This window comes from Paucibacter sediminis, from assembly GCF_030254645.1.
Lineage (GTDB): Bacteria > Pseudomonadota > Gammaproteobacteria > Burkholderiales > Burkholderiaceae_C > Paucibacter_B > Paucibacter_B sediminis.
In genome coordinates this window covers 2,600,354-2,612,557 of record NZ_CP116346.1, presented here as the reverse complement: position 1 = coordinate 2,612,557, position 12,204 = coordinate 2,600,354, and the positions used below count along the sequence as shown (strand labels likewise).

Below are 12,204 nucleotides of genomic sequence, written 5' to 3'. Positions count from 1 at the left end.
CACCCCGCCATCCCGAGGAGATTTCCGTGCAAACCAAACTGTCCATCAGCCTGCTTGCCGCTGCAGCAGCCATGGCCGCCGGCCCCGTCCAGGCCCAGGTCACCATTTCAGGCTATGTCGACGCCGCCATCGAGCGCATCAGCTCGGGCGGCAAGACGCTCAACCGCCTCACCTCCGGTGGCCTCACCACCTCGCGCCTGGAGTTCACCGCCAAGGAAGACCTGGGCGGCGGCCTCTCGGCCAAGGCGCGCCACGAGATGATCTTCAAGTCCGACACCGGCGCGATGGACACCAACTCGCGCGAGACCTATGTGCAGCTGGCCCACAAGGACTGGGGCGACATCAACCTCGGCCGCCTGAACCTCTCGTCCTACCACCTCTACGGTTATGCCGACCCGAGCTTCGGCTCCGGCTACAGCCCGGTGAACAACATGATGGTGTTCTACGCGCCCTGGCGCGAGTCGAATGCCATCTCCGTCAACTCGGCCCGCATCAACGGCTTCCAGTTCCGCGCCACGCTGACCGCCGGCAAGGAGGAAAGCGACAACAAGAAGAACGGCCGCGTGCTGAGCCTGGCCGCCGCCTACTCGGACGGCCCGCTCTACATCGGCATCGCCACCGACACGCAGGACAAGACCAATATCTGGGACAAGACCAAGAGCCGCAACGAGCGCTCGCGCGACAGCTATCTGGCGGCCATCTACCGCATCGGCGGCGTGGAGCTGACCGGCATCCTGCACGACTATCGCGGCTATTACGCCTACCCGCCCTATGTGGACTTCGACACCCATGGCCGAAGCGTGCAGCTGGGCACCCGCATCGACCTGGGCAATGGCGTGCGCCTGTTCGGCAGCGTGGTGCGCCGCGATGACGCCACCGGTGCGCTGGCCGATGCCACCGGCATCGCGGTGGGCGCGCTCTACAACTTCTCCAAGCGCACCACCGTCTACGCCACCTACGGCACGGTGCGCAACGGCAGCCCCGGCAGCGCCGGCGCCGAATACCCGATCGACTGGGGCCTGAGCCCCAAGGCCGGAGAGAACCCCTCGGGCCTGCAGATCGGCCTGCGCCACGCCTTCTGAGTCAACGCCTCCACCACATCAGGACAGCACCATGAACCGTTCCCTGCTCAGCAGCCTGCTGCTCGCCGTCCTGGCGAGCAGCGCCACGGCCCAGACCATCGTGCCCGGCCCCGCCGGCCAGGCCCCCATCCCGGTCAAGGAAGACCTCAGCGAACCCAAGCGCGTACCCGGCGAGCCGGCCCATGTCAGCGAGCCCGACTACGGCATGGACGCCAAGACCGGCAAGTTCAAGCACCCCGCCGAAGTGCCGGCCATTCCCGGCACCCGCCCCTTCAAGGGCAGCCTGGACTACCTGGACCAGAACACCTACCTGCACAACACCAAGGTCGAGGCCTACCAGGCCGAGATGCTGATCAGCCCCTACCACTCGTGGCAGACCACGCTGGACCTGGACGGCCGGCGCTACATGATTCACCACGAGAAGAACGTCTACAAGGTCTACGACATCACCGATCCGCGCGAGATCAAGGTGATCGCCTCGAAGAACTGGGGCTGGAGCAATGAGTTCGGCCCGTTGACCATCCAGTGGAACGCCAAGCTGCAGAAGAACGTGGCGGTGCAGTGCTACGAGGTCACCCGCTTCGGCATCCTGAAGAACAAGTACCTGCCCGAAGAGGCGGAGAACGTGGCCAAGATCCGCAACCAGAAGATCTTCCGCGGCTTCCGCGTCTTCGAGGTGAACAACCCCGATCCGGCGCAGTGGAAGAAGATCTCCGAACTGCCGCTGGACCCCTACAGCCCGCCCGACAAATTCCCGCAGCAGGGCTCGGGCTGCGGCGAGGTGCCGGTGTACTGGGGCGGCAAATACCTGTTCGTCTCGGGCGCGCCGGACGACACCTTTGCCAACCAGGAATACGCCAACTTCCTCTACAACGAGGCGCAGATGGCCTTCGACCTGAGCGACCCCTACCACCCCAAGCGCCTGGCCACCTGGTGGGTGCCCGGCGCCCGCCTGGGCGAGGAGGAGGAATACCGCAAGAACCCGCGCGTCGGCAAGAAGACCGCCTGGATGGGCGCGCGCATGCCGCTCAACATCCCGCGCGATCCCGAGAAGGGCGGCAAGTATGGCTACGCGGCAATGGGCGGCATGGGCTTCCACGTGCTCGACGTTTCCGACCCGGCGCGCATGAAACCGGTGGGCAAGCTCGACATGCCGGTCAGCCAAGCCGGTACCGAGGGCGACAACATCGACATCAGCAAGGTGGAGAAGAGCGGCGTCGTCTACTACAGCGGCTACCCGCTCAACGACGACTGCTACGAGCCCTACAAGGAGATCTACTCGATCGACGTGAAGGACCCAGCCAACCCGAAGATCCTCAACACCCTGCCCCGCCCCACCCCGCCCAAGGGCGCGCCCATCACCGACTACTGCCAGCGCCGCGGCAGCTTCGGCCCGAAGCGCAGCGGCTACTGGCACCAGCCTGGCACGCCCAGCGACAAGTATCTGGTCTACGCCTTCTACAACGCCGGCGCCCAGATCTATGACGTGAGCAACCCGGCCGAACCCAAGATCGCCGGCTACTTCGTGCCCAAGACGGTGGACCCCAAGGTCAACCTCAGCTTCGGTGACCAGACCCACGGCGTCTTCATCGAGTGGGACCGCAACCTGATCTGGGTCTTCACCAACCACGGTGCCTACGCGGTCTCGACCCCGCTGCTGGGTGCCCCCAAGTTCGACCTCAAGCGCTGAGCGCAATCCCCGAAAGGAAACCCATGAAAAACGCTCTCTCCCCTACCCTCCTGGCCGGCCTGCTGGCCAGCCTGCTGGCCGCCCCCGCCTTTGCCCAGGACGTGGTGCGCATCGGCCACGTCGGCCCCACCAGCGGCGCCATCGCCCACCTGGGCAAGGACAACGAACTCGGCGCCCGCCTGGCCGTGGATGAACTCAACGCCAAGGGTGTGGTGATCGCCGGCAAGAAGGTCAAGCTCGAATTGCTGGGCGAAGACGATGCCGGCGACCCCAAGCAAGGCACGCAAGCCGCGCAGAAGCTGGTGGACTCCAAGGTCAACGGCGTGGTCGGCCACCTGAACTCGGGTACCTCCATCCCCGCGTCCAAGGTCTATGCCGACGCTGGCGTGCCGCAGATCTCGCCCTCCTCCACCAACCCCAAGTTCACCCGCAACGGCTACAAGACCACCTTCCGCGTGGTAGCCGATGACGTGCATCTGGGCGGCACGCTGGGGCGTTATGCCGCCAAGGACCTGAAGGGCCAGGCCATCGCCGTGATCGACGACCGCACCGCCTACGGCCAGGGCGTGGCGGATGAATTCGAGAAAGGCGTGAAGGGCGCCGGCGGCAAGATCGTCGGCCGCGAATTCACCAACGACAAGGCCACGGACTTCACCGCCATCCTGACCACCTTGAAGGCCAAGAAGCCCGACGTGATCTTCTTCGGCGGCATGGACGCCGTGGCCGGCCCCATCCTGCGCCAGATGAAGCAGCTGGGCATGAACGCCAAGCTGGTGGGCGGCGACGGCATCTGCACCGCCGAACTGCCCAAGCTGGCCGCCGGCACGATGGGCGACAGCCAGGTCTTCTGCGCCGAAGCCGGCGGTGTGGACGCCGGACAGAAGCAGGCGATGGAAGATTTCCGCGCCCGCTTCAAAGCCGCCACCAAGCTGGAGGTGCAGGTCTATGCGCCCTATTCGTACGACGCGGTGGGCGTGTTGGTCGCCGCCATGGTCAAGGCCGGCTCCGCCGACCCTGCCAAGTACCTGCCGGTGCTGGCCAAGACCGAGAACTACAAGGGCGTGACCGGCAATATCAGCTTCGATGCCAAGGGCGACATCAAGAACGGCGCGCTGACCCTCTACACCTACAAGGCAGGCAACCGCGAATCGCTGGCGGTGATCCGCTGAGCATGCCGGCCGGCGGCAGCGCTGCCGGCCCTTCCGGGTCCCGGGCCCGACCCGGCCTGCATGGGGAGAGCGTGCAGGCCGTGGTCGGTGCCTTGGGGCCTTTTTTCTCGCCGCCCAATGAAGGGCAGCGGTGACAATCCGCCCATGGCACAAGGCAAGCGAATTTCGGCGGAGATCGGCGGCGACGCGCTCCAGACCATCAAGGACATCGGGGCGGCGGCCAAGCAGGCGCGCCTGCGCGCGGGCGAGGGTCAGGCCGTGGCGGCGGCGCGGCTGGGCGTGCATGTGCAGACCATCGCCCGCATCGAGTCCGGCGAACCCGGGGTCGCGATCGGCCATGTGATGGGACTGCTGGCGCTCTACGGCATCTCCGCAGCGCTGATAATCGCCGCCCCCTCAGGGGAATTTCTTCCCTGAGGTAGCCAATGGAACTCTGATGAATAAAAGTGAACTGATCGAAAGCATCGCCACCAAGAGTGGCGTCACCCGCGCGGCCGCCGCCACCATGCTGGACGCTGCCCTGGGCACGATCACCGAAGCCTTGGTCGCCGGCGACGCGGTTGCCATCCTCGGCTTCGGCAATTTCAAGGTCAGCGCCCGCGCTGCCCGCACCGGCAAGAACCCCGCCACCGGCGAAGCGCTGGAGATCCCGGCCTCGAACGTCCCCAAGTTCACGCCCGGCAAGGCACTCAAGGACGCGGTGAACAGCAAGCAGTAAGCAGCGCCTTCGCCGCCTCGATGCGCAACGCCAGCGCCACGCTCTCGTCGTTCATGACCGCGAGCAGAAAACGCCTGGCCTGCTGCATCGGGGCGTCCGTAGCCGCATCGCCAGGCACCGGCACCGGCACAGGCGCCGGCGTCACCGCGGCCGGCAAGCCGCCCAGCCGCTTCAGCGCCACGCCCAGATCGGCGCTCTGGATGCTTTCCAGCCGCATCAGCAGATCCGCCTGGCCCTCCATGCCGGGCGCGGTGTCCAGCCAGGGTTCCTCGGCAAACACCGGCGCCAGGTCCGGGGCCACAAAGGCCGACCAGCGCTCGGGCGTCAGCTGCTGCGGCGGCAGCGTCAGCGCGTCCGCCCCATCGGCATCAGCATAGGCTTCGGCGCGAGCCGGCAGACAAGCCAGCCGCCCGGCGGCCAGATCCCCCAGATAGCGCAGGCGCAAGGCCTCGAGAAACGCCGCGGCCCGCGATGCCGGCAGCGGCTGCGCAAACGAGAACCAGAGCTGGTAGCCATTGCGCCCGGACACCGCGATGGCGGGGGCCGGCAGACCCAGATCGGCCTGCACGCCGCGCCACAGCTGGCCCATCGCCTGCCAGTCGGCCGGAGCGGAGAGTTCCAGCGCCGCGGCGCGCAACCCGCCGTTTCCATTCGCGTCGGCATCGCTGGGCGGGGTCTGCGAAAAACCATAGAGGCGCTGCAGTTCGGCCTGAAGTCTTGTCATAGGCATAGCAAGTCGGGATGGGGGCGCGCAAACGAGCGGCCCAGAAACGGCGATGCCCGGCCGTCTGAAGCCGGGCATGCCGTGATGCTATTCGTTTTGCATCATCACATCACATGGGGGTGATGTCTGTCGGCAACTGCGTGCCGATGGTGGGGGAGGTCTTTAGGAACGGCTTCTCGATCGGTCTACCCTCCTTCCAGCGTGCTTGGAATGACGCGCCTGTCGCAGTGGCAGGCCACGATCCGGCCCCCTCTGCAGCCCTAGTAAGCGCCTTTCCGGCCGCTGCGTCAAGGCCCATGGCGCGGTGCGCGCGCGGTCATTTGCGCTGGATCAGCCTTGCTAGCCTCGCCTGCCACCCAGCAGCAGCAAGGCGCCGCCGGCCGCGATGGCCGCCACGCCCAGCCACACCGGCACATTGACGGTCTGCTTTTCCTTCACGGACAACTCGATCGGCCCCAGCTTCACGTCGTGGGTCTCCTTGGTGTAGCTGAAGCTGCCATACAGCAGCCCCAGCACGCCCGCGATCAACAGCGCGATACCAGCGATCTTCCAGGTGTTCATGACGGCCCCCTTGCAGGTTTCAGATGCGCCGGCCCTGCACCACGCGGACGATGAGCACCACCACCGCCACGACCAGCAACAGGTGGATCATGCCACCCATGGTGTAGGAGCTGACCAGGCCCAGCAGCCACAGCACCACCAGAATGACGATCAGTGATTCAAGCATGTCGTTCTCCTCGAATTGGGATCCTGCCCCACCACCCGGGTGCGGCAGCCAGCCAAGCCCAATCTACGCATGCGGGCCGCGCTTTTCCGTGCGCTATCGAACACAGCGGCCGGGCCCGGCCCGCAGCTGATGGGCGCCAACACCCTGCTGGGCAACGACGTCTACAACAAGGACGACGAGGACCTGGGCGAGCGGCATCCACAAGTTCTACAGCACGCCGTACAGCGCCGACGGACGCGTCGGTTCAGCGCGGCAGCAGATGCCGCGCAAAGAAGTCCACGATGCGCCGATCGACCTCGGCCATCTCGGCGCGATCGAAGCCGGGCGGATCGTTGAGCAGCTCGCCCAACAGCCCATCCAGGCCGGCCGGCAGCGGCGACAGCAGGGCGCCGTGCCCGGCCTGCGGCAGCTCGGCCAGGCGCTCGCAGGCCTCGCAGGCGGCGAGCACGCGCTCGCTGTGGAAGCGCGGAATCAGCCAGCGATCCTGGCCGGCCGTGATGAGCGCCAGCGGCACGCGCGGATGGGCCAGCGATGCCATGTCGAAGTCGGCGGCGGCCGGCACGCCCGCCACCACCGCGGCCACGCGCGGGTCTTCGTGGCTGCGCGGGCGTTCATCGTCGAAGCGCAGCCCTATCACCAGCAGCGCCAGCGCCTTCTTGAGGCCGTCCAGGAAGTTGCCGCGCAGCTGCGTGATCAGGCCCACGCAGCTCTGGAAATCCTCGGCCAGATGCGCCTCGCAGTGGCGCTTGAAACCCGCCGGCGACCAGCGCCCGCCCGCCATGGTGAGCGCCGTGTGGCCACCGGCCGACATGCCGTAAACGCCCACCTTGTCCAGCCGCAGCAGCGGTGCAAAGCGGGCGTCGGCGGCCACCGCGTCGATGGCGCGCGAGACCTCGGCGGGGCGCTGGCTCCAGCTCTCGGGGCCGGGCCGGCTGGGGTCCTTGTAGTTGTCGGCCTGGTGCTCGGGCAGGGCCACCACGAAGCCGGCCTCCACCAGGGCGCTGGCCAGGTCCGCATGCACCCAGGGCGAGCCGCCCGAGCCATGCGAGATCAGCACCAGCCGCCCGTTGCCGGCCACCGGCGCGGCATCCGGCGCCACCTGCAAGCGCATCTGCCGGCCCTTGTCGAGGCGCTGCGGCGCGGCCGCGCTGGGGTAGTAAAGGGTCACCGGGCCATCCTGGCCGGAGGCCGGGATCTGGCTCAGGCCCACCGAGGCGCAGGCCAGGCCGTGCAACAGCGCGCACAGCGGCGCGCCCATCCATCTCTGCCATCGCATCGTTTTTCCTCCACATCGAGGGCCCCTGCCCTCGGTGCGCGCACGATGCCGGCGCCGCGCCGCCGCGTCTCGCCGAAAGCCGCCATGCGCGCTTTCGGCTGGCCGATTGCAGGAATCGGCCAGCGCCTGCCGGCCATCAGCTCACCAGCAAGCCCGGCTGGCCCGCGCGCAGCCGCAACAGCTCCGCCGCCACGGCCCCAAAACATTCGCAGGCCCGGGACTCCAGGCCGATGCGGTCGAGCACGCAGAGGTGGCCGCGCCGGTAGCGGATATAGCCCTGCTCCTGCAGCCGGCAGGCCGCCTCGCTGATGCTCTCGCGGCGCACGCCCAGCAGGCCGGCCACCAGCGACTGCGTCATCACCAGGTCGCCCGCGGGCACGCGGTCGAAGGTGGCCAGCAGCCAGCGGCTGAGCTGTTGCTCGACCGTGTGGTGGCGGTAGCAGACGGCGGTCTGGCAGATCTGCGTGATGAGGGCCTGCGTGTATTGCAGCAGCACCTGGCGCAACGGGCCGTCGCGCTCGAAGGCCTGCAGCAAGCGCTGCGGCTCCAGGCGGTAGCCATGGCCGCCGGACTGCACGATGGCCGAGCTGGGCATGCTGAGCCCGCCCATGAATGCGGACACGCCGACCATGCCCTCGTTGCCCACGCCGCTGGTCTCGGCGCAGTCGCCCGAGGCCAGCGCGCCGTAGAGCGACACCACCGCGGTGGTCGGAAAGTAGACGTGGCGCAGCGGCTGGCCCGCCTCGTAGATGGGCTCGCCCACCAGCATGGGCACCAGCCTCAGGTGCACGCCCAGCGCCTGGCGCTCGGGCTCGGGCAGTGCGGCCAGCAGCTGGTTCTGCAGGAGGCTGTGGGCGGCATGCATGAGCGGCTGCTGGAGCGTCTAGCCCGCGCCTACTTGCCGGCCGTCACTTCGACGCCGATGCCGCGGTAGCCGATGAGCCGGCAGCCCTGGTCGAACATGGGTTCGCCGCTGACACGGAACTGGCGCCTCGTGCCGGTTGCCGCGTCGACATGGTGAAACAGCATGTCGATGAAGGGCCGGCGTGCCGCGATATTGCCCTGCAGGGCCTGGCGCTCGCCCTCGTCCCAGCCCTCCGCGAGCGCATGGCCGCCCTGGCCGTCCAGACCGGCGACGCGCAGCCCCAGCATCTCCAGCACCGGGCCACAGACCTTGGTGAACTCGCCCGCCTCGTCCTGCTCCCAGTACCAGTCGGAGGCCAGCTCGGTGAGGCTGCGGTAGCGCGCCTCGCTCTCGCGCAGCTCGGCCGTGCGCTCGTGCACCGCCTGCTCCAGGGCCTTGTTGTAGCTTTCCAGCTTGCGGTACAGCAGACGCACCTCGAGCATGTTGTGGATGCGCGTCTTCACCTCCACCAGGTCGAAGGGCTTGCTGATGAAGTCCTTGGCGCCGGCCTGCAGGGCGCGCAGCTTGTGCCCCGGCTGGGCGGTCAGCACAATGACGGGCAGGTAGCCGTCATCGTCATTCGTCTTGAGCCCCTCCATCACGGCGAAGCCGTCCATCAGCGGCATCTGCAGGTCGAGCAGGATCAGGTCGAAGGCCTGGTCGCGATGGCGGGCGCACACCTCGGCCGGGTTCATGGTGGACGCAACCCGGGTGTAGCCCGCATCGGCCAGCAGGCGGCTGAGCAGGCGCACATTGGCGAGCTGATCGTCCACGATCAGGATGCTGGCCTGAAGAATGTCGCGCTTGTCGAGCATCACACGATCTCCTGCAGCAAGGCTTCGCCGGCGCCGTCGCGCTCGCACGCCAGCGCCAGGTCCAGCGTGTCCATGAATTCCTTCACCTTGATCGGCTTGGTGAGATAGCGGAAGAACCCGGCTTCCAGGCCCTTGGCAATATCGCGCGGCATCGCATTGGCGCTCATCGCGATGACCGGGATATGCGCGGTGGCGGGGTTGTCCAGCAGGATCTTCAGCGCGGTGAGACCGCTGATGCCGGGCAGGTTGATGTCCATCAGGATGACATCGGGCTGCGCGGAATGCGCAAGCTCGACGCCGCGGCGCCCATCCCTGGCGCTGAGCAGGCGCAGGTCGGAGCGGCGCGCCAGCAGGCGTGCCACCAGGGTGAGATTGGCAGGGTTGTCCTCCACGCACAGCACGCTGCGCTGCGGCACGCCCGGCAGTGCCTCGGCGCTGGCATGGGCCGTCGGCGTCGGCAGGGCCTCGACCAACTGCGGCGCTGCGGCGGCCTGCAGCTCGACCCAGAACAGGCTTCCCGCGCCCTCGGTGCTTTCGACGCCGATGACCCCGCCCATCAATTCAACCAGTTGCTTGCTCACCGCCAGGCCGATGCCGGTGCCCTCCTCGACGCCGCCCTCCTGGCCGAGCCGGTTGAAGGGCTGGAACAGCTGCGCCAGCTTCTCGGCGGAAAGTCCCTCGCCGGTGTCCTGGAACGCGATGCGCACCCGCCCACCGGCGCGGGCGCTGCAACGCACCTCCACGCTGCCGCCGACGCGGTTGTACTTGATGGCGTTGGACAGCAGGTTCACGAACACCTGCTTGACCCGGGTGCGGTCGGCCCTGACGAAGATCGGCGCCTCGGCCGCGATGAAGTTCAGGCGGATGCCGCTCTGGCGCGCCTGCGGCTCGATCATGGCCTGGCAATCGGCGAGCACCTCGTCCAGCAACATCGGCTCCGGCGACAGCGAGAGCTTGCCGGACTCGATCAGCGCGAGGTCCAGGATCTCGTTGATCAGTTCCAGCAGATACCAGCCGGCCTGGAGAATCTGGTCCAGGCTGTCCTGCTGCGCCGGCGTGGGCGAAGGGCTGCCGGAATCGATCAGCTGCGCGAATCCCAGGATGGCATTGAGGGGCGAGCGCAGCTCATGGCTCATATTGGAGAGGAACTCCGACTTGGCCAGGTTGGCGCGGTCCGCCGCGGTCTTGGCCTCCTGCAGCGCCAGGTTGGTGTCGCGCAGCGACTGGTCCAGGCGTTCCTGCTCGGCCTCGACGCGCTTGCGCGCCCGGTTGTCCGTGCCGATCAGCAGGTAGCCGATGATGTCGTGCTGCAGGTCGCGCAGCGCCGTGACCGACACCACCGCCGGCAGGCGGGTGCCGTCCTTGCACACATAGGTGAGCTCGTAGATGTCCTCGATGCCGCGCCGGGCCTTGAACACCAGGGCCTCGAAGCCCGGGGCGATGGTGGTGGCGAACTCCGCGCTCAGGGCGCGGGCGCGCTCGACGATTTCCTGGGGATCCGAAATATCAGCCGGCGTGACGCAGTTCAGCACATCAGCCGGCGCATAACCCAGCATGTGCTGGGCACCGATATTGAAGACCTGGATCACCCCCTGCTCGTCGGTGGCGATGCTGGAGAATTTGGCGCTGTTCAGGATCGCATCCTGCAAGGCGCCGGTCTTCAGCAAGGCCTTGCGGCGGCGCGCTTCGAGCGTGCTGCGAGCGCGCCCCGCGTTCAGGAGCTGAGGCTGGAGCTTGTGCATGTGCGGACCTTCGCTTGGCCGGTCGGATCCGAACCGCGGACTGCGGGTTTCGGCTGCGCGGCGCCCGGCAAGACCGAGCCGCGACACCAGCCGAGGCAAGCTATGTTCGCTGGGTCACACAGCCGCGGTCTGTGCGGCAGCGTACGAAACCGCGATACCGGGGGGCGCTAGCGGGCCCCGCGTATCGCCTTGCCGTCCACGGAACGCGTGATCGGGCAGTTGACGACGATGTTGGTGATCGCCATCGACAGTTCCCCGGACTCCACGGCACTCAGGATCTGCTCCTCGGATTTCAGCTCGCGGGCCAGCGACGGCTTGTGCCAGTGCAGCAGCACCATGCGCCAGAGCGGGCTGTAGGACGCGTCCGCGTTGCCCGGCCCCGTCGGCGCAGGCGCCGACTGGAACACGGTGATCTGTGAATCGTCCACGAACTTGTAGACCCGCTCGACCAGCGACGGCCGGCCCGGCGCAGCGACGGCCTCGGCCAGCCGGGGCACGAGATTGACGCCAAGCGCCTGGGCCATGGTCGGGTCGGAAATGTCGGTGGTGACGTATTCGACCTTGCGCCCGTCCACCCAGGCGAAGTTCAGCGGCAAGGTGACGAGCGGCGTCCGCCCCGGATCGGGCAGGGCCGCGCAGGCGCACAGCAGCGGCGCTGCAAGGGCGGCGATCAAGAAGCGAAGCTGGCGCATGGTTCGATGCTCCCGAAGTCTTGGACGGCCGTCGAATTCCCGCTTCTCGCTGCCCTAGCGCTGGCGCAAGCCATCCAGCTGGGCCACCGCGGCATGCAGCAGGTCTTCGACCATGCCCAGCACGCGACGCCGCTCGACCGCGATGGGCGCGCGCTGCGCATCGGGCTGGCCCGCGTCGGACAGCTCGGCGCTCAGCAGCAGATGGAACGGCAGCGTCAGCGGCAAGCCGTCCATCAGGCCGCGCGGCCCGTCCGGCAGTCCGCCGGCGGGCGTGGCCGGGCGGCCGGTCAGGTCGATCATGGTGCCGACCATGCGCTGCACACGCCCCTCGGCGCTGCGCTCGATGGCGCGGCCGCGGGAATGCATCACGCGGTAGCCCGAGCCATTGCTGCGCAGGCGGAACGTGGCCTCGTAGCCGGGCTGGGCGCCGCGCGCATGTGCGCGCATCGCCGCCAGCATCATTTCAAGGTCATCGGGGTGGACGCGGCAGCGCCAGAAATGCGTGCTGTCGGCGCCATGCGGCGCCGGAAATCCCAGCCGCTGCTTCCACTGCGGCGAATGATGGACGGTCTCGAGTTCGGGGCGCAGATCCCAGACCCCGAGCTCGCCCGCTTCGATCGCCTGGCGCCAACGAAAGTCCATCGATTGCTGCATGTCCATGGCAG

Annotated in this window: 14 protein-coding genes; 5 read left to right on the top strand and 9 right to left on the bottom strand. The window is 67.9% G+C overall.

Annotated elements, in window-relative coordinates:
* The first annotated feature begins 26 nt into the window (after positions 1-26).
* The 5 genes from PFX98_RS12120 to PFX98_RS12100 all read left to right on the top strand — a co-directional run bounded on the left by PFX98_RS12120 (position 27) and on the right by PFX98_RS12100 (position 4,659).
* The gene (locus PFX98_RS12120) at positions 27-1,082 is read left to right on the top strand and encodes a porin (protein WP_285235461.1); all 1,056 of its coding nucleotides are present in this window, start codon (positions 27-29) and stop codon (positions 1,080-1,082) included.
* Positions 1,083-1,113: 31 nt separating this feature from the next.
* Complete coding sequence (locus tag PFX98_RS12115; RefSeq protein WP_285235460.1) at positions 1,114-2,772, top strand: LVIVD repeat-containing protein; 1,659 nt, start codon at positions 1,114-1,116, stop codon at positions 2,770-2,772.
* 23 nt (positions 2,773-2,795) lie between these two features.
* Positions 2,796-3,941, top strand: a complete 1,146-nt coding sequence (locus PFX98_RS12110) for a branched-chain amino acid ABC transporter substrate-binding protein (protein ID WP_285235459.1) — start codon at positions 2,796-2,798, stop codon at positions 3,939-3,941.
* Between the two features lie 144 nt (positions 3,942-4,085).
* A complete protein-coding gene (locus PFX98_RS12105) occupies positions 4,086-4,358 on the top strand; it encodes a helix-turn-helix domain-containing protein (protein WP_285235458.1) in 273 nt (90 codons plus the stop codon).
* Positions 4,359-4,377: 19 nt separating this feature from the next.
* On the top strand, positions 4,378-4,659 hold the full coding sequence (locus tag PFX98_RS12100) for an HU family DNA-binding protein (RefSeq protein WP_285235457.1): 282 nt from the start codon (positions 4,378-4,380) through the stop codon (positions 4,657-4,659).
* On the opposite strand, the gene PFX98_RS12095 is transcribed toward PFX98_RS12100, so the two are convergent.
* The 9 genes from PFX98_RS12095 to PFX98_RS12055 form a co-directional block, all read right to left on the bottom strand.
* On the bottom strand, positions 4,631-5,383 hold the full coding sequence (locus PFX98_RS12095) for a hypothetical protein (protein WP_285235456.1): 753 nt from the start codon (positions 5,381-5,383) through the stop codon (positions 4,631-4,633). The two genes, PFX98_RS12100 and PFX98_RS12095, sit on opposite strands and share 29 nt — an antisense overlap.
* 339 nt (positions 5,384-5,722) lie before the next feature.
* Positions 5,723-5,944, bottom strand: a complete 222-nt coding sequence (locus PFX98_RS12090) for a hypothetical protein (protein WP_285235455.1) — start codon at positions 5,942-5,944, stop codon at positions 5,723-5,725.
* A 19-nt stretch (positions 5,945-5,963) separates the two neighbouring features.
* Positions 5,964-6,110 carry a lmo0937 family membrane protein gene (locus PFX98_RS12085; RefSeq protein ID WP_285235454.1) on the bottom strand — a complete coding sequence of 49 codons (147 nt, stop codon included), beginning with the start codon at positions 6,108-6,110 and terminating at the stop codon, positions 5,964-5,966.
* 244 nt (positions 6,111-6,354) lie between these two features.
* Complete coding sequence (locus tag PFX98_RS12080; protein ID WP_285235453.1) at positions 6,355-7,386, bottom strand: alpha/beta hydrolase family protein; 1,032 nt, start codon at positions 7,384-7,386, stop codon at positions 6,355-6,357.
* 136 nt (positions 7,387-7,522) lie between these two features.
* Positions 7,523-8,251 (bottom strand): Crp/Fnr family transcriptional regulator, encoded by a 729-nt coding sequence (locus PFX98_RS12075; protein ID WP_285235452.1) that lies wholly within the window; start codon positions 8,249-8,251, stop codon positions 7,523-7,525.
* A 29-nt stretch (positions 8,252-8,280) separates the two neighbouring features.
* Positions 8,281-9,105, bottom strand: coding sequence for a response regulator (locus PFX98_RS12070; protein WP_285235451.1), 825 nt, complete (start codon positions 9,103-9,105; stop codon positions 8,281-8,283).
* Positions 9,105-10,847 carry a PAS domain-containing hybrid sensor histidine kinase/response regulator gene (locus PFX98_RS12065; RefSeq protein WP_285235450.1) on the bottom strand — a complete coding sequence of 581 codons (1,743 nt, stop codon included), beginning with the start codon at positions 10,845-10,847 and terminating at the stop codon, positions 9,105-9,107. Before PFX98_RS12065 ends, PFX98_RS12070 begins: the two co-directional genes overlap by 1 nt.
* 167 nt (positions 10,848-11,014) lie before the next feature.
* Positions 11,015-11,539, bottom strand: coding sequence for a DUF7482 domain-containing protein (locus PFX98_RS12060; protein ID WP_285235449.1), 525 nt, complete (start codon positions 11,537-11,539; stop codon positions 11,015-11,017).
* Positions 11,540-11,593: 54 nt separating this feature from the next.
* Positions 11,594-12,199 carry a PAS domain-containing protein gene (locus PFX98_RS12055; protein ID WP_285235448.1) on the bottom strand — a complete coding sequence of 202 codons (606 nt, stop codon included), beginning with the start codon at positions 12,197-12,199 and terminating at the stop codon, positions 11,594-11,596.
* Positions 12,200-12,204: the final 5 nt, after the last annotated feature.

What these genes read in the sequence shown, in the direction of transcription:
- PFX98_RS12115 (WP_285235460.1), top strand. Translation starts at nt 1,114, where the DNA reads ATGAACCGTTCCCTGCTCAGCAGCCTGCTGCTCGCCGTCCTGGCGAGC.
- PFX98_RS12105 (WP_285235458.1), top strand. Translation starts at nt 4,086, where the DNA reads ATGGCACAAGGCAAGCGAATTTCGGCGGAGATCGGCGGCGACGCGCTC.
- PFX98_RS12075 (WP_285235452.1), bottom strand. Translation starts at nt 8,251, where the DNA reads ATGCATGCCGCCCACAGCCTCCTGCAGAACCAGCTGCTGGCCGCACTG.
- PFX98_RS12095 (WP_285235456.1), bottom strand. Translation starts at nt 5,383, where the DNA reads ATGACAAGACTTCAGGCCGAACTGCAGCGCCTCTATGGTTTTTCGCAG.
- PFX98_RS12060 (WP_285235449.1), bottom strand. Translation starts at nt 11,539, where the DNA reads ATGCGCCAGCTTCGCTTCTTGATCGCCGCCCTTGCAGCGCCGCTGCTG.
- PFX98_RS12070 (WP_285235451.1), bottom strand. Translation starts at nt 9,105, where the DNA reads ATGCTCGACAAGCGCGACATTCTTCAGGCCAGCATCCTGATCGTGGAC.
- PFX98_RS12085 (WP_285235454.1), bottom strand. Translation starts at nt 6,110, where the DNA reads ATGCTTGAATCACTGATCGTCATTCTGGTGGTGCTGTGGCTGCTGGGC.
- PFX98_RS12090 (WP_285235455.1), bottom strand. Translation starts at nt 5,944, where the DNA reads ATGAACACCTGGAAGATCGCTGGTATCGCGCTGTTGATCGCGGGCGTG.
- PFX98_RS12080 (WP_285235453.1), bottom strand. Translation starts at nt 7,386, where the DNA reads ATGCGATGGCAGAGATGGATGGGCGCGCCGCTGTGCGCGCTGTTGCAC.
- PFX98_RS12055 (WP_285235448.1), bottom strand. Translation starts at nt 12,199, where the DNA reads ATGGACATGCAGCAATCGATGGACTTTCGTTGGCGCCAGGCGATCGAA.
- PFX98_RS12110 (WP_285235459.1), top strand. Translation starts at nt 2,796, where the DNA reads ATGAAAAACGCTCTCTCCCCTACCCTCCTGGCCGGCCTGCTGGCCAGC.
- PFX98_RS12065 (WP_285235450.1), bottom strand. Translation starts at nt 10,847, where the DNA reads ATGCACAAGCTCCAGCCTCAGCTCCTGAACGCGGGGCGCGCTCGCAGC.
- PFX98_RS12100 (WP_285235457.1), top strand. Translation starts at nt 4,378, where the DNA reads ATGAATAAAAGTGAACTGATCGAAAGCATCGCCACCAAGAGTGGCGTC.